Here is a 20,482-nt window from a genome sequence, read left to right as displayed (position 1 = left end):
GCAGTTCCGCACCCTGCGAGGACCGCCATGCTGAACGAACGCGAAATTGAAAGCTGCTACCTGGGGCAGTTCATCCCGGTGCACTACCATCACAACATGCTGATGGACCAGAACCGCATGCTCAACTTCAAGGCCGCCATCGCCTATGCCGTCAAGCCGGGCATGAAGGTGCTGGAGCTGGGCGGCGGCACCGGCGTGCTGTCCTGGTTCGCCGCCTCGCAGGGCGCGAGCCACGTGTATTGCGTGGAATTCAACCCGGACATGGTGCAGCAGGCGCGCAAGATGCTGGCCCTGAACCCCGGCGGCGACAAGGTCGAGGTGATTCACGCCGACGCCTTCGAATACTTGCCGCCCGAGCCGGTGGACCTGGTCATTTGCGAGATGATCCACGTCGGCATGCTGCGCGAAAAGCAGGTGGAGGTGATCGAATCGTTCAAGCGGCGCTACCGGGAACGCTTCGGCGGCCCGCTGCCAGTGTTCATGCCGGAGGCCGTGATCATGGCCGTGCAGCCGCTGCGGCAGGAATACGACTTCGAGGGCTTCCATGCGCCCATCGTGCAATTCCAGCAGAATGACATGATCTACACCGGCACGGTGGAAATGGCGCGTCCGGCCGTCTACAGCATCATCGATTTCAACCAGCCCAACGAGCTGCTCTACCGCTGGGAAGGCAAGTTCGTCATGGAGCGCAGTGGCGCCGTGAACGCCATGCGTTTCGTGACCAAGAATGTGCTGGCGGTGGTGACCGAGCGTTCCAGCACCATCGACTGGCTGAACCACTACATGGCGCTGCCGCTGGGCCAGCCGGTGCAGGTGCGCGAGGGCGATGTGCTCCAGGTCAGCTTCCAGTACCGCGCGGGCGGGTCCATACCGTCGCTGGAGGCCAGCCTGAAGGCCGAAGTCCTGTACCCAGCCGCCTTGCAGCCGGCCACACCGTCGCTGGTGCACGCATAAACTGTAGTAGATCCGACTTGATCTGACAGCGCGTGTAAGGTGACAGGCGGCTCTCGCCCCCAAACCGACATTCGCAATCTCATCAAAGTGCAGTTCAAAGGACTGGCGGGACGTACTCCACAAAAATGCCGAATCTTCAAGTTGAAGCGTACCGCATACAGACCGTGACAATGTGTCAGAATTCCTGTTTGACAAGATGATATGCTGGAGTACATCAGCAGCCTCGGGCCGCAATCGTCCACAAGCGGCCATTTGCATATATAGCTCTTTTCCTGCACCTCCAACAAAAAGCACAGAAAAAACATGAGCTTGTCATTCCACATCGACTACAACGGCGAGTGCGAAGAGGCGTTCAACTTTTATGCCAAACATCTCGGCGGGACAGTTGGCACGATGCTCCGGGTTGCCGATTCCCCTATCCCGGCGACGGCGTCACGTCCCGGTCACCATATCGTCCATGCGAATATCTTCATCGATGGTGTCGAGCTGGCCCGTGCGGATGTGGAAGAAAGCTGGTACCAAAAGCCGACCGGATTCTATGTGCTGCTCGGTGTGGATACAGACGAGAAGGTTGATGCCTATTTCACTGCGCTGCAGTCCAATGGACAGGTCATCCTGGCGCCGCAACGAACATTCTGGTCGTCCCGCTATGCAATCGTTGTCGACCGCTTTGGGGTGCCGTGGAAGATCAATCGCGGCACATGACAAGGCTTGCAATGAACGTCGTTTGCCCGTCTTCCGCAACAAAACAACATCGGGTTTCGAGCCATGACAAAATTCCTCATCTCCTTTCCTGCTAGTGCGATGGATGTCGCCGACGAGGACATGCCTGCTGTTAGCGAGGCCGCTCATGCGGTTATCAGGGAAGCGAAGGCCGCTGGAGTGTATGTTTTCGGCGGTGGAATCAACACCGAGGTCGCTCCGCTGATGGTGGCAGCGGATGGGAGTTACTCGAGCGACACCTACCGGCAGACGAGAGAGTTCGACGGAGGCTTCTGCGTGCTGGAGTTGCCATCCAGAGACGCCGCTAGGTATTGGGCTGCTAAAATTGCCACAGCCTGCCGCTGCGCACAAGAGTTGCGCGAGTTCTACTATGACCCCGAGAGCTGATTGCCTGGTCTGCATTCGGCCAGAAGGGACGTACGAATGGAAAAGATTGTGCGATAAAAATGACTTGACGGACTTGGTCGAACTACGGCAAATAAATATGTGCCGTTCTTCGAGATGATTCCCTAACTCCGACATTATCGTATTTGCGAAGAAAGTGAATTCGTGAGAAATTAAATAGTTCTCCTTTAGTTGTTTTTGTTGCAAGTATATGTGCTGTGGCTCCAGCCGAATCATCCACAGGAAGTAGAGATTGACTTGAAGAGCCAACGTCGCAGCTAACGGCCGTTAGCGATATTAAAATTTTCGTGGTTCGCGTAGCAGTCTCTATTTTGCCGCCAAGAGTCATGCCGTTAGCATGACCTCTATTTCGGAACATAATTCTGTTTTTGTCCACCAGAAAAAGTTAATAGCACACCTGCCTTAACTCGCACCACCACTGGCAACGCTCGTCGCAAATCATCCAGTGTCGGTTGTCCGCGAAAACAATAGCTCGGTATTTGAATGATCAATTCACCCGCTGGGACATTGCCCTGAATGACGTGAATCGGTGCGAAGACTAGTGTTGCTGGCACCGTAAAGTGAGGATCTGGTTCTCCGGGCAGTCTCGGCAGCGGTGGATAAGCTGGTACGTTCTTATACCGGATTTCTGTGATCATGCCTTCGGCCATCCATTCAGTGGCCTCTTTGCAAGCCGAAGAATTTTCATCGTCACATGGCGCAGGTCGACACGGTAAGGAAGCTCTTGCCATCAAGGGAAGCATCAAGCTGCAAATCGCAATAAGGAAATTTGTTCGAGCCGATAACTTCACATTGTGCTCCATACACTTTATTCGATGGTCCGCTACTGGCCGGCTGCGATCATCGGCACTCAGGATATCAGTTTTCCAATCTGCAAAACTCACAGATTCTCACGCTGGGTTACTGCGGCCTACTGAGTCAGCAGTCGGAGCGGCCTGACGAGACTCGAAATCATCTGACGGCCTGTGTCAGTCCAAGTGTGGACTAGTACACATAAACTTCCCCGAGCCGGGACGCTGGCGGGTATATTTTGCCTTTTGCGTTACAGAAAGGCGATTACCATGACACAGGACGCGGACCAGAACGACCGGCGCTACCTCATCCAGCAGAACAAGATCAGCGACGGCGACAGCAAGCCGCCCGTGTTCGCCAAGATCATGCGCAGCAAGGAGGGCGTGTTCGAGGGCGTTTCCTTCATCAAGTCCAAGGACAAGGCCACCGTGGTCACCATCGCCGAGGCCAACGAGGCCATTGCCTGGGCGGCGCGCAAGAAACCGAACGCGCGTGAATACGTAACCAAGATCATCTGCGTCGGCCAATAAGGCCTGGCGCCGTTCGTCGGCGCCTCGCGCCAGTCATGCCGTGCCGGCGGCAATTCGTCGTATCCTTGTCTGAACAGCAATGTATGGCGCTATAGTGCTGCCTCAACCAACTCACAGGGGAGACAGATGACGGCAGCAAAAATATTCCTGGCAGGATGCGCATCCACCGCCATCGCCATGACGGCAATGCTGGCGCTGACTGGCGCCAGCGGCAGTTCCAAGGCGCGCTTTGATGAAATCACGGTCGGCCGCATCAATATCGAGGAACCGGACGGCACCAAGCGCATCATCATTTCGAACCGGGCCCAGTTCCCGGGCGCGTTTGACAAGGGCCAGGAAATCGCCCGTCCGGACCGGCGCTCGTTTGCCGGCATGCTGTTCGTGAACGACGAAGGCACCGAGAACGGCGGGCTGATCCAGAAGGGCAGCATCGTCGACGGCAAGGTAAGTGCCGGACTGTCGCTGACCTTCGACCGCTTCCGCCAGGACCAGGCCCTGCAACTGCTGCATGAGGACAGCGATGCGCGCTCGGCGACCTCGGTGGTGATCAACGACGTGCCGAATCCGGAATTGTCGCCGATAGGCTCGATGGAAAAATACCGCGCCGCCGCCAAGGTCCTGCCGGCCGAGCAGCGGCAAGCCTACTGGAGCAAGCTGGGCGACGAGGGCAGGCTGTCGCAGCCGCGCGTGTTCCTCGGCACATCGCGCGACAAGGCGTCCGCACTGATGCTGCACGATGCCAAGGGCCGTCCGCGCATGATGCTGATGGTCACGGCAGCCGGCCAGCCCACCATCCAGATGCTGGACGAGCAGGGCGCCGTGGTGAAGACGGTCAGCCCGTGATGGTACGGGGCCTCGGCACGCCTACAGGGCGCACCCATTGGTCCCTGTGGGGCTGGGCGGCGCCGCCGCGCTAGCTACGCCCGGCTCGCCTGTGCCATACTGCAGCCTCCTTTTTTGCCGAGGTTCGCATGAGTGTTACGCGTCTGCTGGCAGCCACTGCGCTGCTGATCCCCGTCCTGGCCCTGGCCGCGCCCTGCGTGGAACCGCCGCCCGATCCGGCCAATACCTACGACGCCCAGCATACCTACGCCAAGCTGATCAAGAACTACCCGGCCATCAGCATCGCCAGTTCTGAATTACCCGGCGGCGTGCGCAAGGTCGCCGACCTGACCTACGCCCAGTACGGCGCGCGCTGTTTGAAGCTGGACCTGTACCTGCCGTCCGCCGGCCGGGCTGCGACGCCGCTGCCGCTGGTGGTCCTGGTCCACGGCGGCGGCTGGTCCGGCGGCTACCGTTCCGAGTTCGTGCCGCTGGCGCTGGGACTCGCCCAACGTGGCTATGCCTCGGCCACCATCAGTTACCGCCTGTCCGGCGAGGCGCGCTATCCGGCCGCCGTGGACGACGTCAAAGCCGCCGTCAGCTGGCTGCGAGTCCATGCGGCAGCCTATGGGCTGGACCCGCGCCGCTTCGCGCTGGCCGGCGGTTCGGCCGGCGGCCAGCTGGCCAGCCTGGCCGGCGTGACGGGCCAGGACAGCAGCGTAGTGCAAGCCATCGTCAACATCGATGGCTTGTCCGACTTCACCAGCCCGGCCGCGCTCAGCAGCGAGGACGATCCCAGGAAAACCCCGTCGTCGGCCGGGCGCTGGTTCGGCGGCCGTTACGCGGAGAAGGAGGCGCTGTGGCGCGCCGCTTCGCCCATCCAATATGTGCGGCCCGGCATGCCGCCCATCCTGTTCATAGTCAGCGCCGTGCCGCGCTTTTCGGTGGGCCGCGGCGAGATGGTGGAAAAGATGCAGGCGGCCGGCGTGGCCAGCCAGGTGCTGCTGCTGCCGGATACGCCGCATTCGTTCTGGATGTTCGATCCCTGGTTGCAGCCCACCGTGGACGCCACGGCGGACTTCCTGGACCGGCAGCTGGCTCCCGCTCATCCCTGATTTTGCGCCGCTGGTCGGCGTTTTCCGCAGTTGGTCGCAGGCGGATTGCCGGGGTATGACAGCGGTATTACAGTGACAGCATAGTAAACGCAACAACTATCCCGGAGCGTCCCATGCTGAGCTTTATGTTGTGGTTGGTCCTGTTGTTCCTGTGCTGGCCGCTGGCCCTGCTGGCGTTGCTGCTGTATCCGCTGGTGTGGCTGGTCACGCTCCCATTCCGCCTCATCGGCATCGGGGTGGAAGCCGTGTTCGAGCTGCTGCACGCCATCGTCATGCTGCCGGCCCGTATCCTGCGCGGCACCCCGGGCCGCTAAACGCTCAAAAACCGACCAGCACACCGGCGCCCAGCGACTTTTGCGAGTAGTTGTAGTCGATCAGGCTCTGGCCATAGCCGCTGAACAGCTGTACATAACCCTTGAGGTTGGCCTTGACGGGGAAGGCCCAGCCGGCCTGCAGGGCGCCGTGGCGGGTGCTGAAATTGCGCCGGCCCAGCACCGAGAACTCGTGGCCATTGAGGCGGTACACCACGCGCAGGTCGCCATGGCCCATGTAGTCGGTGATGTCGATGTTGTCGTTGTCCGAACGTGCATTATCGAGCCGCTTCCACAGGCGGAAGGTGACGCCCAGGTCATCCTTTTCGGCGCCGATCTCGCCGTAGATGCGGTTCCAGCTGCGCGACAGGGTGGAGGTCTGGCCGTTCGACTGGTGCACCAGCCCTAAATTCACATAGCGCACATTGACCCCGCCGAGCTCCAGGTTGAGCGGCGTGGTCAGCATGACTTCCGGCTGATAGTTGGTTTCGCGGAAGGGACTGGAGGCGGCGCGGTTGTAGGCCTGCCAGAAGCTCTGCTGGGTATAGGCGAACCACAAATCCACCGGCAGGTTGCCGATCTGCTCCAGCGCCTTCATCTTGAAACTGAGCTGGTAGGTCAGCTCCACGTGCTTGGATTTCAGGCCGGCCGGGGTGAAGTCCCGGAACGGGCCGTCGTTCGAGCTGGTGCTGTAGTTGGCCAGCAGCAGGTAGTTGTCACGGTGCGGCTTGAAGTTGAACACGCCGCGCTTGGAAGGACGGTCCAGTTCCCAGGCCTGCACCATGGGCGAAACCTTGGCCTCCGGCGGGATGGTGGTCAGCTCGGCTACCTTTTCGCTGACCTTGGGCGGCGGAGGCGGCGGCGAAGGCTGGGTCTTGGCCGGGGCATCCACCGGCAACGGGCCGGAAATGGCCGCCGTGGCCTGGGCCGGGTCGACATTGCCGGCCGCCGCCGCCGCCACCGTGGCCGCCGGCGCCACCTTGGCCAGGCCGTCGTAGCAAGCCAGGCGGGCGCTGGCGTCGCCCAGGGTGGAGCAGCGCTCCAGCCGCAGCGCCAGTTCAGTGCCAGGGTCGGCGGGGGAGGCGGCCGGCTGGGCCAGGGCGGAGCCGGCGGCCAGCGCCAGCAGCAAAGGTGTGGTTTTGCGCATGCGTTACTCTCTGAAAGTTAAATTGCTAAGTTAAGTTGCTAACATAGCAAGCTGATCACTTTGACATCGTATATTAATTGCCGCGAGTCATGGCGCACAGTAGACCGACAGTAACAAATACTTACGATCAACACTCCTTGAATTCCCACTTTAGCGCCATACGTGTGTCATCCCTTACTGTTAGAATTTTGTGCACGACTGGCAGCCCGCCCGCCGTTCCAAGGAGATTGTGATGACCCGCAAGACACCCATCGAGCGCTACCGCAACATCGGCATCAGCGCCCACATCGACGCCGGCAAGACCACGACGACCGAGCGTATCCTGTTCTATACCGGTGTGAACCACAAGATCGGCGAGGTCCACAATGGCGCCGCCACCATGGACTGGATGGAGCAGGAGCAGGAGCGCGGCATCACCATCACCTCGGCCGCCACCACGGCGTTCTGGAAGGGCATGGCCGGCAATTTCGCCGAGCACCGCATCAACATCATCGACACTCCCGGCCACGTGGATTTCACCATCGAGGTAGAGCGTTCCATGCGTGTGCTGGACGGCGCGGTCATGGTGTATGACTCGGTGGGTGGGGTGCAGCCGCAGTCCGAGACCGTCTGGCGCCAGGCCAACAAGTACAAGGTGCCGCGCATCGCCTTCATCAACAAGATGGACCGCGTCGGCGCCGACTTTTTCCGCGTGCGCGAGCAGATCGCCAACCGCCTGAAAGGCGTGGCGGTGCCCATCCAGATTCCGCTGGGCGCCGAGGACAATTTCCATGGCGTGATCGACCTGGTCAAGATGCGGGCGATTAACTGGGACGACGCCAGCCTGGGCGTCAAGTTCACCTACGAGGACATCCCGGCCGAACTGCAAGCGCTGGCCGAGGAATGGCGCGAGAAAATGGTGGAGGCGGCCGCCGAGGCCACGCCCGAGCTGACCGAGAAATACCTCAACGGCGAGACGCTCACCGAGGAGGAGATCAAGGCCGCCCTGCGCCTGCGCACCATCAAGAACGAGATCGTGCCCATGCTGGCCGGCAGCGCCTTCAAGAACAAGGGCGTGCAAGCCATGCTGGACGCGGTGGTCGAGTACCTGCCGTCGCCGGTGGACGTGCCCGCGATTGCCGGCCACGACGAGCAGGACCGCGAGATCGAGCGCCATCCCAGCGACGCCGATCCGTTCTCGGCGCTCGCCTTCAAGATCATGACCGACCCCTTCGTGGGCCAGCTGACCTTCTTCCGCGTGTATTCCGGCGTGGTGAACTCGGGCGACACGGTGTACAACCCGACCAAGGGCCAGAAGGAGCGCCTGGGCCGCATCCTGCAGATGCACGCCAACGAGCGCAAGGAAATCAAGGAAGTGTACGCGGGCGACATCGCGGCCGCCGTCGGCCTGAAAGGCGTGACCACGGGCGACACCCTGAGCGCGCCGGAGCAGGTCATCGTGCTGGAAAAAATGGTGTTCCCGGAGCCGGTGATTTCGCAGGCGGTGGAGCCCAAGACCAAGGCCGACCAGGAAAAGATGGGCATCGCCCTGAATCGCCTGGCGCAGGAGGACCCGTCGTTCCGCGTGCACAGCGACGAGGAATCGGGCCAGACCATCATGTCCGGCATGGGCGAGCTGCATCTGGAAATCCTGGTGGACCGCATGCGGCGCGAGTTCGGCGTGGAAGCCACGGTGGGCAAGCCGCAGGTGGCCTACCGCGAGACCATACAGCGCAAGGCCAGCGATGTCGAAGGCAAGTTCGTCAAGCAGTCTGGTGGACGCGGGCAGTACGGCCACGTGGTGCTGACCCTGGAGCCGCAGGAGGCCGGCAAGGGCTATGAGTTCGTGGACGCCATCAAGGGCGGCGTGGTGCCGCGCGAGTTCATCCCGGCGGTGGACAAGGGCGTGCAGGAGACCCTGCGCTCGGGCGTGCTGGCCGGCTATCCGGTGGTGGACGTCAAGGTCACGCTGACTTTCGGCTCCTACCACGACGTGGACTCCAACGAGAACGCGTTCCGCATGGCCGGTTCGATGGCCTTCAAGGAAGGCATGCGGCGCGCCGACCCGGTGCTGCTGGAGCCCATGATGCAGGTCGAGGTGGAAACGCCGGAGGAATTCATGGGCAACGCCATGGGCGACCTGACGTCGCGCCGGGGCATGGTGCAGGGCATGGACGAGATTCCTGGAGGCGGCGGCAAGATCATCCGCGCCGAAGTGCCGCTGGCCGAGATGTTCGGCTACTCGACCACGCTGCGCTCGCTGACCCAGGGCCGCGCCACCTACACCATGGAGTTCAAGCACTACGCGGCCGTGCCCAAGCACATCCTGGACCAGATCGCCGTCTCCAGCCGCGCGCGCAACAGCTGATCCCGGTGGCGCCCTAGTCGAATACTTTCAGTTTCAATTGGAAGGCCAGGGCGCCGTACAGCCGGTCCTTGTAGCTGGGCACGATGGCCAGGTTGAGGCCGACACGCTGGTATTCATAGCTGAGGGTAGGGATGGCGGCCGGGAACCAGCCGCCATTGCGCATCTTGGGATAGCCGTCAAAGCCGCCCACCACCGCGCCCAGGCGCACCGGGCCGATGCGCCACGGCTGGTAGTACAGCCCGACGTAATTGGAATAGGCGCGGTCGCTGTTGTAGAAGCGGCCCGCCGTCACCGAGGCCACGGTGGAAAAGCGGTATTCCGCGCCGATGCCGGGGTTGCTGTCATTCAGGCCCTTGTCGCGCTGGAAGTGCCAGGAATAGAAGCCGGCGTTCAGCCACACTTCGCGCAGCGGCGCCGCCTCGATGGTCTCGAAGGTATCCGCCAGCGCCGCGCCGGCGCTTGCCATCAGTGCCAGTCCGGCCAAAAAGTGTCGCATGGGGCGTCCTCGTCGGGTTGAAGTGACAGGATTATAGCGGTCCGATACCACGCTGCAAACATTGCCCATCCACCAAAAGGCAGAGCAGTTGTTGGAAATGCGGCCAAAAAACGATCATTGCCAGCAGAAAATGTTTTTCTCAACTATCATCCTGGATGTTTTCATTCTTGCCAGGATGTTTCATGAACTCCAAAACTGAACTCAGCGTCGCCGCCCGCCTTGGCCTCGGCTACGGCGTGGTGCTGGTCCTGATGCTGGTGCTGACCGTGCTCAGCATCGTCAAGGTCAACAGCATCGAGTCCGCCCTCAATCACGTCAGCGAGGTCAACAACGTCAAGCAGCGCTATGCCATCAACTTCCGTGGCAGCGTGCATGACCGCGCCATCGCGCTGCGCGACACCACCCTGGTGCCGGACGCCGAACTGCATTCTGTGCTGGCCCTGATCGACCAGCTGGACGCCGATTACCAGAAGTCGGCATTGCCGCTGGACGCCATCTTCAGCGCGCCCAAGTCCACCGCCAGCGCCGAGGAACGCGGCTTCCTGGAGCAGATCAAGGCTGCCGAGGCCCGCACCCAGCCGCTGATCAAGAAGGTGATCGCGGCCCGCAAGGGTGGCGACACCGAGGGAGCGCGCGCCCTGATGCTGGCCGAAGCCAAGCCGGCCTTCACCGACTGGCTGGCCGCCATCAACCGCTTCATCGACCAGCAGGAGCGCATGACGGAAACCGAATCCGAACAGGCGCGCCAGATCGCACGCAAGTTCCAGGCGCTGATGCTGGTGCTGCTGGCCGTGGCCGTGGTGGCGGGCGTGCTGGTGGCTTGGCGCATCACGGCACAGCTGCGCGCCGCCCTGGGTGCGGAGCCGGCCGAGGTGAAGGCGCTGGCGGCCGCGGTCGACCGGGGCGAACTGTATCACCAGGTTGCGCTGCGGCCAGGCGACCAGGACAGCATCATGGCGGTGCTGATGAAGATGAGCGCCAACCTGCGCGCCACCGTGACCGAGGTGCATGAAGCGGCGGAGGCCGTGACCGGTATTGGCGCCCAGATATCGGAGCGTAACCAGTACCTGTCCGGCCGCACCGAGGAACAGGCCAGCTCGCTGGAGGAAACCGCCTCCGCCATGGAACAGCTGACCGCCACCGTGCAGCAGAATGCCCATAGCGCGCGCCAGGCCAACCAGCTGGCCCAGGACGCCTCGGCCATCGCCACCAAGGGCGGCGAGATCGTCGGCGGCGCGGTGCAGACCATGAGCGAGATCGACGCATCCTCGCGCAAGATCGTCGACATCATCGGGGTCATCGACGGCATCGCGTTCCAGACCAATATCCTGGCGCTGAACGCGGCCGTGGAGGCCGCGCGTGCGGGTGAGCAGGGGCGCGGCTTTGCCGTGGTCGCCACCGAGGTGCGCAACCTGGCCCAGCGCAGCTCCAACGCCGCGCGCGAGGTCAAGGACCTGATCGGCGCCTCGGTCGAGAAAATCCATGCCGGCACCGAGCTGGTACAGAACGCCGGACACACCATGCGCGACATCGTGGAAAGCGTGAGCGAAGTCACGCGCATGGTGGCCGACATCACCGCCGCCAGCGAGGAACAGCAGGCCGGCATCGAGGAAGTCAACCGCGCCATAGCGCTGATGGACCAGGTCACCCAGGAAAACGCCAACCTGGTCGAACAGGCCGCCGGCGCCGTGCAGACCCTGCTGGAACAAGCCGGGCACCTGAACCACGCCGTCGGGGTGTTCCAGACCGATGATGCGTCCGCCGCGCCGGTACGGCGCGCCACGGCGCCCGCCGCGCGCAGCGGGCAAGCCCTGCTGCCGGCGCCGCTGGAGGCCTGACCATGGACGATGGATTGCGCAGCGGCGTGACGGAACAGGCCCGTATCCAGGCGCTGTACAGCCTGGGCGTGCTGGATACCGCCGGCGGCGAGTATTTCGACGCCGTCACCCGCCTGGCGCTGGACCTGTTCGGCGCCAGCGGTTCCTACATCTCGTTGATCGACAAGGACCGCCAGTGGTTGAAAGCCAACATCGGGGTCTGCCCGATCACCAGTTCGCGCGATGAATCGTTCTGCAACCACACCATCGAGCACAGCGAGGTGCTGGTGGTGCCCGACACCCGGCTGGACCCGCGCTTCGCCCACCAGCCGGCGGTAACGATGGACGGCGTGCTGTTCTACGCCGGTGCGCCCCTGATCACCAGCGAGGGCTACGCCATCGGCGCGCTGTGCATCATCGACCAGCAGCCGCGCCAGCTGGCGCCTGACCAGGCCGCCAAGCTGGCCAGCCTGGCGGCGCTGGTGGTGGCCCACATGGAGCTGGGCCGCGCCGTGGGCCATGTGGACGCGGTCAGCGGCATGCCCAACAAGTACCGCCTGCACGAGGAACTGGACGCGTTGGCGGCGCAATCGCCGCAGGACAGCCGCGCGCTGCTCAGCATCGACATGCCGGACGCCGCCACCGCCTTCCAGATCGCCAGCGTGTTGGGCGTGGCCGTGTACGACCAGATGGTGCGCGCCGCCGGCCAGCGCCTGCGCGAAGTGTTCCAGGGCCGGGCCCAGGTCTACCACCTGACCGACGCCCGCTTTGCCGTACTGTCCACCGACGCCGACACCGAGGAGTTCACGCGCTTCGTGCGCGCCGCCGAAGTGCGCCTGCAGGCGCCGCTGGCCGACGTGGCGATCCCGCTCAACCTGCCCAGCTATGGCGGCATCGTGGCCTTCCGCCTGGCTGACGCCGCCGATGCGCCGCGCAAGGCCGCCTCGGCCCTGACCCAGGCCCAGCTCGGACAGCAGCGCTGGGCCATCTACAACGCCGGCTACGACACCTGCCACCAGCGCGCCTTCCGCCTGCTCAACGACGTGCTCTCCAGCATACGCGACAACCACTTCCACCTGCTGTACCAGCCCAAGCACGATATCGCCAGCGGCGCCTGCGGCGCGGCCGAGGCCCTGCTGCGCTGGCAGCACCCGGAACTGGGCTACATTTCGCCGGCCGAGTTCATCCCGCTGGTGGAGAAGACCGCCCTGATCGGGCCCCTGACGGATTGGGTGATGCGCAGCGCGATAGGGCAGGCGGCGCGCTGGTATGCGGACGGCCGGCCGATCAAGGTGGCCATCAACCTGTCGGCCTACAATTTCGAGGAACACGATATTGCCGCGCGGCTGGGCGGCATCTGCGCCGCCCATGGGCTGCCGCCGGCCTATGTGGAAGTGGAGTGCACGGAAGGCGTGTGGATGCAGAGTCCGGCTGTGCTGCAGGCGCTGCATGATATCCGCGCGCTGGGCATGAGTATCGCGCTGGACGACTTCGGCACCGGCTACAGCAATTTCGCCTATTTGCAGAAGGTGCCGGCCAGCGTGATCAAGGTCGACCAGTCACTGGTGCGCGACCTCCACGCCAATGCGCGCGACCAGCGCATCGTGCGCGCCCTGATCGCCCTGGCGCGCGAACTCGATTACGAGGTGGTGGCGGAAGGCGTGGAGACGCCCCAGTCGCTGGAGCTGATCCGCGAGTGGGGCGGCCACGTGGCCCAGGGCTACCATTTCGCAAGGCCGCTGGCGCCGGACGCCTTCATGGCGCATGTGGCGCAATCGTGCAGCCTGGCTTAGTTCCAGGTGCCGCCGCTGCAGCTGAACGTACGGCTCTCGGAAGGCAGCTGGCCGTAGACCGGGCTCCAGACGATGCCGTCCACGGTGACGCTTTCGCCGTCCGCGGTTTCCGGCAGGTTAAAATCGACTTCGATGTCGCCCGGACTGCGCCATTCGATAATGGTGATTTCCGGGCAGCTGGCGCCGGTGGCGCGGGCGACGCCGGTCAGCGGCGACAGAGGGGACAGCGCCAGCATGGCGGCGCAGCAGAGCAGGCCTTTCAGGTGCTTCTTCATCGTGGTCTCCTTGGTTATGCGGATGGCGGAATGCCAACACCATGCTAGCCAAGGCCGACGGCGAAGGTGTCTCAATCCATTGATTATTTAACCTTTCAGCTTGCTACTGTCACGGGCTTCCTGCAGCGGCGGCGATAAACTGCGCTCCATACCCATGCTGCATCGTGAATTTGCGGCCCCGCCCGCCCTGCGCCATGCCGTCAAATGCCTGTGGTACGGCAGCCGTAGCGCCGCCGGCGAGATGGAAGTGATGCCGGACGGCTACGCCGAAATCATCTTTCATTTCGGCAGCGGTCCGCTGTGGCTGGAAGGCGACACGCGGCCGCTGCCGTCGCCGTTCCTGATGGGCTTGTTGGAGCGCCCCGTGCGCTTCCATGTTCCAGACCAGCTGCAGATCGTGGCGGTGCGCTGCTACCCCTGGGCCGTGTTCGATCTGCTGGGCATGCCGTCGACCCGCGCTGGCATGGCGGGCGTCGGGCATCCCATCGCCGCCCTGCAGGCCGGGCTGGGGCATGCGCTGCGGGAGGGGACGGTGGAGCAGGCCATGGCGCTGCTGGCGGCCGGCTTGCCCGGCGCGGGTCCTGCGGCCGACAGCACCCTGCTCAAGGCTGACCGCACCCTGCTCAAGGCCGGCGTCGCCATGCTGGAGGCGCGTGGCGCCATCGCGGTCCGCGAAGTGGCCGCCGCCGCGCACGCCACCGTGCGCACCCTGGAGCGCAGGTTCAAGAGGTCGTCCGGCCGCACGGTCAAGGACGTGGCCGGGCTGATGCGCTTCGAGCAAGTGCGCAACCACCTATGGCGCCATCCAGACGCCAGCCTGGCCAGCCTGGCGGCGCAGCTGGGGTATGCCGACCAGTCCCACCTGTGCCGCGAGTTCAAGCGCTACAGCGGCGCGGCGCCGTCGGCATTTGCGCGCCAGGCGCGTTTGTCGCATTTGTACAAGCCGGATGGGGAGGGCGGTACTAGACTGGCTGCATCCTCACCACAACAAGACTAGCCATGTACGATGTGATCATCGCCGGCGCCGGACCGGTCGGCCTGTTCCTGGCCTGCGAACTGGCCCTGGCGCCCGCCCGGGTGCTGATACTGGAACAGTCGCCTCAGGCGGAATCGCCGCTGAAACGGCCGCCGTTCGGTATCCGCGGCTTATCGGCGCCCAGCATCGCGGCGCTGCACCGCCACGGGCTGCTGGCGCAGCTGAGGCTGCACCAGCGCATGCAGGACCCGTTCGGCACGCCACCTTCCGCGCGCCGGCCCCAGGCCGGGCACTTTGCCGGCATCCCCCTCCTGGACGAGCATATCGACAGCGCGCGCTGGAACCGGCCGCCCGGATCGTTGCCGCTCAGTTTGCTGTCCAGCATGGAGGAGCTCGACAGCGTGCTGACCACGCGGGCCCTCGAGCTGGGCGTGGACATCCGGCGCGGCCAAGCCGTGAGCGCCGTCGAGCAGGGGGCGGACGCGGTGCGCGTGCAGGCGGGCGCCCACTGCTACCAAGGGCGCTGGCTGGCCGGCTGCGACGGCGGCCGCAGCGCGGTGCGCAAGCTGGGCGGCTTCGAGTTCGCCGGCACCGAACCGGAATTCACCGGCTATTCGATACAGGCCGACGTGGCCGACCCGCAGCTGCTGCAACCCGGCCGCAACCTGACCGCCACCGGCATGTACTTCCAGTCCCAGCCCGGCTACTTCGCCTTGCAGGATTTCGACGGCGGCGCTTTCCACGACGCCGCCCGCCCGGTCACGCTGCAGCATGCGCAGCAGGTGCTGCGGCGCGTGTCGGGCACCGATGTCACACTGGCGGCTCTGCACGCGGCCAGCACCTGGACCGACCGCGCCCGCCAGGCGACTCGCTACCGCGACGGCCGCATCCTGCTGGCGGGCGACGCCGCCCACATCCATTCCCCGCTGGGCGGGCAGGGGCTGAACCTGGGATTGGGCGATGCGGTCTGCCTTGGCGCCAGGCTGGCCGCCGTGCTGCGCGGCGCAGCGCCCGACAGCGTGCTGGACAGCTATCACGACGAGCGCCATCCCGTCGGCGCGGCCGTGCTTGATTGGTCACGGGCCCAGGTCGCCGTGATGCGGCCCGGTCCGGAGGGCAATGCGCTGCGCGCCATCTTCCGCGACCTGCTGCGTACCCGCGACGGCGCCACCTACGTGGCCGCCCGCCTGTGGGGGCTGGCGCCGCACGCCGCGGCCGATTGATGGGCCCTGATTGCTCGTTTTGCGCGATTTGATCGGTTTGATCAATGTGCCGGCCGGCGCTGCGCAGCCTGAGCGCGCGCAATGTGTTGTGATCTGTCACACCCGCCGTTGGGCGGCTGGTATGCCGGTGGCAGCGTTTGGTATGGGATTTGCTGCCAGACTGAGCAATATGATTTGTGCATTGCAACAAGCGGCCGTGCTTGTTGTTTGCAAGCGATGGCGACGTTTCCATGTTGCACTGCACATGCGCGCAAACAGCGCAGGAACCGCTCATATTTCAGTCGCTGTGATTGCATCGGCTGCATCAGAGTTGATCATCATTTTGATTCTTTGATTGCTCATTGCAACTTTTGGACATCGGTCACATAAAATTCTCCTCCGTAGCTTACATACAACAGACCAGCAAATGGTCGATAACGGAGGATAATCAAGGTGAATAAGCATTCCAGCACTGCCCGTTTTGTCAAACGGGGCACCGCTGTCGCGGTCGCTTCCATTTTTGCCAGTGGCGCGGTGTGGGCGCAAGACGCGTCCGCCCCGGCACAGGACAACAGCAACCAGGCCAAGGACGCCGCCCAGGCCGCCCCTGCAGCCGTCAAGAAAGAGCACGAGGCGCCGGTTGACAACGTGGTGACCGTGACCGGCACCCGTAAATCGGTCGCTTCCGCGATTGACCGCAAGATTCGCAACGCCACCGTGTCCGATTCCATCGTGGCCGAGGACGTCAACCAGTTCCCCGACAAGAACGTGGGCGAGGCGCTGTCGCGCATCACCGGCGTGCAGCTGACCCGCGACTTCGGCGAGGGTTCGCAAGTGTCCATCCGCGGCGTCGAGCCCGACCTGAACCGCGTCGAGATCAATGGCATGTCGGTGCTGGGCACCAACGGCGGCGCCGGCCGCGGCGCCGAGCTGCGCGAACTGGCCTCCGAACTGATTTCCTCCATCGACGTCTACAAGGGAACCACTTCCGACCTGACCGAAGGCGGCGTGGGCGGTACCGTATCGATCCGCACCCGCAAGCCGCTTGACTTCAAGCAGCAGACCATTGCCACCACCGTGTCGGCCGAGAATTCGACCAGCCGTGGCGGCGTGCAGCCGCGCGGCAGCCTGCTGTGGGCCGACAAATTCATGGACGGCCGCCTGGGCGTCATGGCCAACATCGTGTACGACAAGGTCCTGACCCAGAACGACTACAGCCGCAACACCAGCTGGCGCTTCCTGCGTGACTGGGACTTCTCGCCCGAGAAGACCGTCACCAGCCTGGACCCGACCGTGGCCGCCATCAACAGCGTGTCCGGCTGCTCGGCCAGCACCCTGAGCGCGGCCCAGAAGACCGACTGCCAGAAGCAATGGTATGACTACAATCCGGGCACCGCGCGCTACGGCATCTGGACCCGCGACCACAAGCGCTCCTCGGCCGAATTCACCGCCCAGTACAAGTTCAGCAACGAGCTGACCGCCTTTGTCGGCTACCAGCGCAACGACCAGGACCAGCGCCTGAACGACCGCAACTACGGCACCGATTTCTCCGCCACGAGCCGCCTGAACAATACTTCCGGCTCCACCTGCGCGGCTCCGTCCGCCACCACCACCCCGGCTGGCATGGTGGTGAGCAACCACGTGGTGACCCAGTACACCGTCGGCAGCTGCCTGGCAACCGCCGGCACCGGCGGCCAGGGCGCATTCAGCACCTCGGCCCGCGACTTCCAGTTGAAGATCAAGTCCGACTACCTGAGCACCGGCTTCAACTTCAAGCGCGACCGCCTGGAAGTGGAAGGCTTGCTGAACACCTCGAAGTCGAACTACCACGCCGAAACCAATTCCATCGTCCTGACGCAGAATGCGCCCGGCCTGGTGGTCAACCTGGATTCGCAGGGTCTGCCTCACTTTACCTTCCCCGCTGGCTATTCGTCGGACAATCCCGCTTCCTACGTCACGGCGCAGCTGCAGTACCGTCCGTCCGAGACCAAGAACAAGGAAGACCAGGCCAAGCTGGACTTCAAGTACCGCCTCAGCACGCCTTTCTTCAACAAGCTGTGGGCCGGCGTGCAGGCACGTAACGCATCCTCGCAGAAATACGATGGCGGCGGCTACCTGGTCAGCAACAATGGCACGACCGCCACCGCTGATGATATCTATGCGGTGTCGGCCAACATCAACTCGACCATCAGCTACGATCCGACCCTGGCCGGCACCTACAAGAAGCAGACTTACCCGAACTTCAACTACGTCGACAAGTACGTGACGCGCGACCAGATGACCGCACTGGTGGCCGCCGTGGCCGGTCGCACCCCCGGCACCTTCTTCAAGGGTTACAGCGGTGTCAGCAATGTGCCGAGCAACTGGCTGAGCCCGATCTACAGCGCCGCCGTGCCGTATTTCGATACGTCCAACTTCAACTTCAACAACGTGTACAACGCCGTGGGCAGCGACGGCAAGATCTATCCGCAGATCCCGACCTTCAAGGTCAAGGAAGAGATCACCGCCGCCTACGTGCGCGCCGACTTCGACACCGAACTGTTCGATCGCAACCTGTGGGGTAACTTTGGCCTGCGCTACACCGGCACCCGCGACACCTCGACCGGCCTGTCCAAGCTGAGCGTTCGTACCTCGAACGGCGGCAGCGTCACCAACTATACCGACACGGTGCTCAGCAATAGCATCGTCAGCGTGGACAACAAATACCACGACTATCTGCCGAGCGCCAACGCCATGATGTGGCTGGTGCCGGACCAGATGATGGTGCGCCTGGGCTGGGGCAAGGTCATGGCCCGTCCGGCCATCGACAAGCTGGTGCCTGCCGCTTCCTGCATCATCGGCAGTGGCGCGGCAGCGGTGGGCGGCGACGGCGTCGACGATTGCACGGCCGGTAACCCGGACCTGAAGCCGTACCGCGCCACCAACAAGGACCTGAGCCTGGAATACTATCCGAGCGCGGACACCCAGCTGACGGCCGGTTTCTTCCGCAAGGAAATCAACAGCTACATCATCACCAAGGCCGTGCGCAACAATGTGGACCTGTTCCACAACGGCACGCTGTTTGACGTGACCGGTCCGGCCAACGGCCAGGGCGCCACCACCAACGGCGTCGAGCTGACCTGGCGCCAGGCACTGACCTTCCTGCCGGGCTTCGCGCGCGGCTTCGGTCTGGACCTGAACTACACCCGCATGAACTACAAGTATGCGCCGGGTACCGCGCTGGTCAATCCGCTGGACGGCACCGAGCTGGGCTATCCTGGCCTGTCGAAAAACAGCTACAATGCGGCGGTCTGGTATGACCTGGGTCCGATCAACGCCCGCGTAGCCTACAACTACCGCGACCGCTACTACACCGGCAACCTGGACGCCGCCAACTACCCGATCTTCCAGCAGAAGACCGGCTACCTGGACGCCAAGCTGCAGTGGCGCTACAACAAGAACATCACGTTCTCGTTGGAGGGCAAGAACCTGACCGACCAGGCGCAAACCACCGACAGCGGCGATCCATTCCGCGTGGACGAAGTGGCATGGGCCGGCCGCCGTTACTTCTTCAGCGTGTCGATCAAAAACTAAAGGACAGCAATGCCAGCGACCATCCATGCACCCGCCCTCAAGATCAAGCTGCGCCGCGCACTGTGCGGCCTGGCGCTGGGAGCGTCGGCAGGGATGGCGCTGGCGGCGCCGCCCCAACCCGTGTTCCACAACCCGCTGGTACTCCAGCGGGCCGATCCCCAAGCCGTGCTGCAAAGCGACGGCTTTTATTATTTCACCGCCACCGTTCCCGAATACGACCGCATCGAACTGCGGCGCGCGCGCTCGCTGGACGAGCTGGGCAAGGCCGAGGCGGTGACCGTGTGGCGCCGCCACGAGAGCGGCATCATGAGCGCCCATATCTGGGCCCCGGAGCTGCACCGCATCGACGGCAAGTGGTACCTCTATTTCACGGCCGGCCGCAAGGATGCGCCGTTCGACATCCGCCTGTATGTGCTGGAAAATGCCGCCGCCAATCCGCTGGAAGGGCAGTGGAAGGAACTGGGCCAGCTCAAGACGGGCTGGGAAAGCTTCTCGCTGGACGCCACCACCTTTGCCCATGAGGGCAAGCGCTACCTGGTATGGACCCAGCGCTCGCCGCAGGCCGGCAAGCACGAAACCGAGATCTTCATCGCGCAGATGGATACGCCCTGGTCCATCCAGGGCCAGGCCGTGATGCTGTCGCGGCCCGAATATGCGTGGGAGAAGGTCAGGTACGATGTGAACGAAGCGCCGGCCGTGCTGGTCAAGAATGGCAAGGTGTTCATCACCTATTCAGCCAGCGCCACCGACGCCAACTATTGCCTGGGTCTGCTGACGGCGCCGGCGGATGCCAACCTGCTGGACCCGGCCTCATGGCGCAAGTCGCCTGTCCCGGTATTCAAGACCAGCGAGGCCAACAAACAATACGGCCCCGGCCACAACTCCTTCACCACCACGCCGGACGGCAAGACCGACATCCTGGTCTACCACGCGCGCAACTACCGCGACATCGTGGGCGATCCCCTAAAGAATCCGGACCGCCACACCCGCGCCCAGGTGATCCACTGGAAAGCCGACGGCACGCCGGACTTCGGTGTACCCGTCGCCGACTGAATAAAACCGCGTCCGCCGAAACCCGCAATCCGGAATCACAAGCCGGTGTCAGGTCTGTCACACATCGGAAAACCGAAAACCGGTGTCAGGTCTGCCATAAAACCGGTAAAACCGGAAAACCGGGGAAAACCGGTGTCAGGTCTGCCATTGG

At 63.6% G+C, this 20,482-nt stretch carries 19 protein-coding genes; 15 read left to right on the top strand and 4 right to left on the bottom strand.

Annotated elements, in window-relative coordinates; translation table 11 throughout:
* The first annotated feature begins 27 nt into the window (after positions 1–27).
* The 3 genes from ACLB1G_RS01015 to ACLB1G_RS01005 all read left to right on the top strand — a co-directional run bounded on the left by ACLB1G_RS01015 (position 28) and on the right by ACLB1G_RS01005 (position 2,064).
* Positions 28–954, top strand: a complete 927-nt coding sequence (locus tag ACLB1G_RS01015; RefSeq protein WP_491625315.1) for a class I SAM-dependent methyltransferase — start codon at positions 28–30, stop codon at positions 952–954.
* A gap of 303 nt (positions 955–1,257) precedes the next feature.
* Positions 1,258–1,659 carry a VOC family protein gene (locus ACLB1G_RS01010; protein WP_491625314.1) on the top strand — a complete coding sequence of 134 codons (402 nt, stop codon included), beginning with the start codon at positions 1,258–1,260 and terminating at the stop codon, positions 1,657–1,659.
* A 63-nt stretch (positions 1,660–1,722) separates the two neighbouring features.
* Positions 1,723–2,064, top strand: coding sequence for a YciI family protein (locus ACLB1G_RS01005; RefSeq protein WP_491625313.1), 342 nt, complete (start codon positions 1,723–1,725; stop codon positions 2,062–2,064).
* A 362-nt stretch (positions 2,065–2,426) separates the two neighbouring features.
* Here the strand turns inward: ACLB1G_RS01005 and ACLB1G_RS01000 are convergent, their stop codons facing one another.
* Entirely contained in the window at positions 2,427–2,732 is a 306-nt protein-coding gene (locus ACLB1G_RS01000) for a hypothetical protein (protein WP_491625312.1), read from the bottom strand.
* Between the two features lie 411 nt (positions 2,733–3,143).
* Here ACLB1G_RS01000 and ACLB1G_RS00995 point away from each other — a divergent pair, with 411 nt between their 5' ends.
* The 4 genes from ACLB1G_RS00995 to ACLB1G_RS00980 all read left to right on the top strand — a co-directional run bounded on the left by ACLB1G_RS00995 (position 3,144) and on the right by ACLB1G_RS00980 (position 5,655).
* Positions 3,144–3,404: a hypothetical protein gene (locus ACLB1G_RS00995; protein ID WP_491625311.1), complete on the top strand. Its 261-nt coding sequence runs from the start codon at positions 3,144–3,146 to the stop codon at positions 3,402–3,404.
* A gap of 126 nt (positions 3,405–3,530) precedes the next feature.
* Positions 3,531–4,247, top strand: a complete 717-nt coding sequence (locus ACLB1G_RS00990; RefSeq protein ID WP_491625310.1) for a hypothetical protein — start codon at positions 3,531–3,533, stop codon at positions 4,245–4,247.
* 128 nt (positions 4,248–4,375) lie between these two features.
* A complete protein-coding gene (locus ACLB1G_RS00985) occupies positions 4,376–5,341 on the top strand; it encodes an alpha/beta fold hydrolase (RefSeq protein ID WP_491625309.1) in 966 nt (321 codons plus the stop codon).
* A 113-nt stretch (positions 5,342–5,454) separates the two neighbouring features.
* The gene (locus ACLB1G_RS00980; RefSeq protein WP_491625308.1) at positions 5,455–5,655 is read left to right on the top strand and encodes a hypothetical protein; all 201 of its coding nucleotides are present in this window, start codon (positions 5,455–5,457) and stop codon (positions 5,653–5,655) included.
* A 4-nt stretch (positions 5,656–5,659) separates the two neighbouring features.
* On the opposite strand, the gene ACLB1G_RS00975 is transcribed toward ACLB1G_RS00980, so the two are convergent.
* Positions 5,660–6,799 carry a phospholipase A gene (locus tag ACLB1G_RS00975; protein WP_491625307.1) on the bottom strand — a complete coding sequence of 380 codons (1,140 nt, stop codon included), beginning with the start codon at positions 6,797–6,799 and terminating at the stop codon, positions 5,660–5,662.
* 232 nt (positions 6,800–7,031) lie between these two features.
* On the opposite strand from ACLB1G_RS00975, the gene fusA reads away from it, so the two are divergent.
* On the top strand, positions 7,032–9,146 hold the full coding sequence (gene fusA / locus ACLB1G_RS00970) for an elongation factor G (RefSeq protein WP_491625306.1): 2,115 nt from the start codon (positions 7,032–7,034) through the stop codon (positions 9,144–9,146).
* A gap of 13 nt (positions 9,147–9,159) precedes the next feature.
* On the opposite strand, the gene ACLB1G_RS00965 is transcribed toward fusA, so the two are convergent.
* Positions 9,160–9,642 (bottom strand): hypothetical protein, encoded by a 483-nt coding sequence (locus ACLB1G_RS00965; RefSeq protein WP_491625305.1) that lies wholly within the window; start codon positions 9,640–9,642, stop codon positions 9,160–9,162.
* A 182-nt stretch (positions 9,643–9,824) separates the two neighbouring features.
* Between ACLB1G_RS00965 and ACLB1G_RS00960 the strand changes: the two genes are divergently transcribed.
* Positions 9,825–11,480: a methyl-accepting chemotaxis protein gene (locus ACLB1G_RS00960; RefSeq protein WP_491625304.1), complete on the top strand. Its 1,656-nt coding sequence runs from the start codon at positions 9,825–9,827 to the stop codon at positions 11,478–11,480.
* A gap of 2 nt (positions 11,481–11,482) precedes the next feature.
* A complete protein-coding gene (locus ACLB1G_RS00955) occupies positions 11,483–13,252 on the top strand; it encodes a sensor domain-containing phosphodiesterase (protein ID WP_491625303.1) in 1,770 nt (589 codons plus the stop codon).
* Here ACLB1G_RS00955 and ACLB1G_RS00950 read toward each other — a convergent pair.
* Positions 13,249–13,527, bottom strand: coding sequence for a hypothetical protein (locus ACLB1G_RS00950; protein WP_491625302.1), 279 nt, complete (start codon positions 13,525–13,527; stop codon positions 13,249–13,251). The two genes, ACLB1G_RS00955 and ACLB1G_RS00950, sit on opposite strands and share 4 nt — an antisense overlap.
* A 154-nt stretch (positions 13,528–13,681) precedes the next feature.
* On the opposite strand from ACLB1G_RS00950, the gene ACLB1G_RS00945 reads away from it, so the two are divergent.
* From ACLB1G_RS00945 to ACLB1G_RS00925, 5 genes are all read left to right on the top strand, one after another.
* The gene (locus tag ACLB1G_RS00945; RefSeq protein ID WP_491625301.1) at positions 13,682–14,524 is read left to right on the top strand and encodes a helix-turn-helix domain-containing protein; all 843 of its coding nucleotides are present in this window, start codon (positions 13,682–13,684) and stop codon (positions 14,522–14,524) included.
* Positions 14,525–14,526: 2 nt separating this feature from the next.
* The gene (locus tag ACLB1G_RS00940; protein ID WP_491625300.1) at positions 14,527–15,726 is read left to right on the top strand and encodes an FAD-dependent monooxygenase; all 1,200 of its coding nucleotides are present in this window, start codon (positions 14,527–14,529) and stop codon (positions 15,724–15,726) included.
* A 19-nt stretch (positions 15,727–15,745) separates the two neighbouring features.
* Positions 15,746–16,060 carry a hypothetical protein gene (locus ACLB1G_RS00935; protein WP_491625299.1) on the top strand — a complete coding sequence of 105 codons (315 nt, stop codon included), beginning with the start codon at positions 15,746–15,748 and terminating at the stop codon, positions 16,058–16,060.
* A gap of 98 nt (positions 16,061–16,158) precedes the next feature.
* Positions 16,159–19,278: a TonB-dependent receptor gene (locus tag ACLB1G_RS00930; protein WP_491625298.1), complete on the top strand. Its 3,120-nt coding sequence runs from the start codon at positions 16,159–16,161 to the stop codon at positions 19,276–19,278.
* Positions 19,279–19,287: 9 nt separating this feature from the next.
* Positions 19,288–20,331: a glycoside hydrolase family 43 protein gene (locus tag ACLB1G_RS00925; RefSeq protein ID WP_491625297.1), complete on the top strand. Its 1,044-nt coding sequence runs from the start codon at positions 19,288–19,290 to the stop codon at positions 20,329–20,331.
* The last annotated feature ends 151 nt before the right edge of the window (positions 20,332–20,482 follow it).

The sequence above is a fragment of the Duganella kummerowiae genome (assembly GCF_053572355.1).
This window is presented reverse-complemented; position numbering and strand designations above follow the sequence as displayed.

Excerpts from the sequence above, each read along its gene's own strand:
- fusA (WP_491625306.1), top strand. The coding sequence starts at position 7,032 with ATGACCCGCAAGACACCCATCGAGCGCTACCGCAACATCGGCATCAGC.
- ACLB1G_RS01015 (WP_491625315.1), top strand. The coding sequence starts at position 28 with ATGCTGAACGAACGCGAAATTGAAAGCTGCTACCTGGGGCAGTTCATC.
- ACLB1G_RS01005 (WP_491625313.1), top strand. The coding sequence starts at position 1,723 with ATGACAAAATTCCTCATCTCCTTTCCTGCTAGTGCGATGGATGTCGCC.
- ACLB1G_RS01010 (WP_491625314.1), top strand. The coding sequence starts at position 1,258 with ATGAGCTTGTCATTCCACATCGACTACAACGGCGAGTGCGAAGAGGCG.
- ACLB1G_RS00940 (WP_491625300.1), top strand. The coding sequence starts at position 14,527 with ATGTACGATGTGATCATCGCCGGCGCCGGACCGGTCGGCCTGTTCCTG.
- ACLB1G_RS00955 (WP_491625303.1), top strand. The coding sequence starts at position 11,483 with ATGGACGATGGATTGCGCAGCGGCGTGACGGAACAGGCCCGTATCCAG.
- ACLB1G_RS00950 (WP_491625302.1), bottom strand. The coding sequence starts at position 13,527 with ATGAAGAAGCACCTGAAAGGCCTGCTCTGCTGCGCCGCCATGCTGGCG.
- ACLB1G_RS00995 (WP_491625311.1), top strand. The coding sequence starts at position 3,144 with ATGACACAGGACGCGGACCAGAACGACCGGCGCTACCTCATCCAGCAG.
- ACLB1G_RS00975 (WP_491625307.1), bottom strand. The coding sequence starts at position 6,799 with ATGCGCAAAACCACACCTTTGCTGCTGGCGCTGGCCGCCGGCTCCGCC.
- ACLB1G_RS01000 (WP_491625312.1), bottom strand. The coding sequence starts at position 2,732 with ATGGCCGAAGGCATGATCACAGAAATCCGGTATAAGAACGTACCAGCT.
- ACLB1G_RS00925 (WP_491625297.1), top strand. The coding sequence starts at position 19,288 with ATGCCAGCGACCATCCATGCACCCGCCCTCAAGATCAAGCTGCGCCGC.
- ACLB1G_RS00985 (WP_491625309.1), top strand. The coding sequence starts at position 4,376 with ATGAGTGTTACGCGTCTGCTGGCAGCCACTGCGCTGCTGATCCCCGTC.
- ACLB1G_RS00945 (WP_491625301.1), top strand. The coding sequence starts at position 13,682 with ATGCTGCATCGTGAATTTGCGGCCCCGCCCGCCCTGCGCCATGCCGTC.
- ACLB1G_RS00960 (WP_491625304.1), top strand. The coding sequence starts at position 9,825 with ATGAACTCCAAAACTGAACTCAGCGTCGCCGCCCGCCTTGGCCTCGGC.
- ACLB1G_RS00980 (WP_491625308.1), top strand. The coding sequence starts at position 5,455 with ATGCTGAGCTTTATGTTGTGGTTGGTCCTGTTGTTCCTGTGCTGGCCG.
- ACLB1G_RS00990 (WP_491625310.1), top strand. The coding sequence starts at position 3,531 with ATGACGGCAGCAAAAATATTCCTGGCAGGATGCGCATCCACCGCCATC.
- ACLB1G_RS00965 (WP_491625305.1), bottom strand. The coding sequence starts at position 9,642 with ATGCGACACTTTTTGGCCGGACTGGCACTGATGGCAAGCGCCGGCGCG.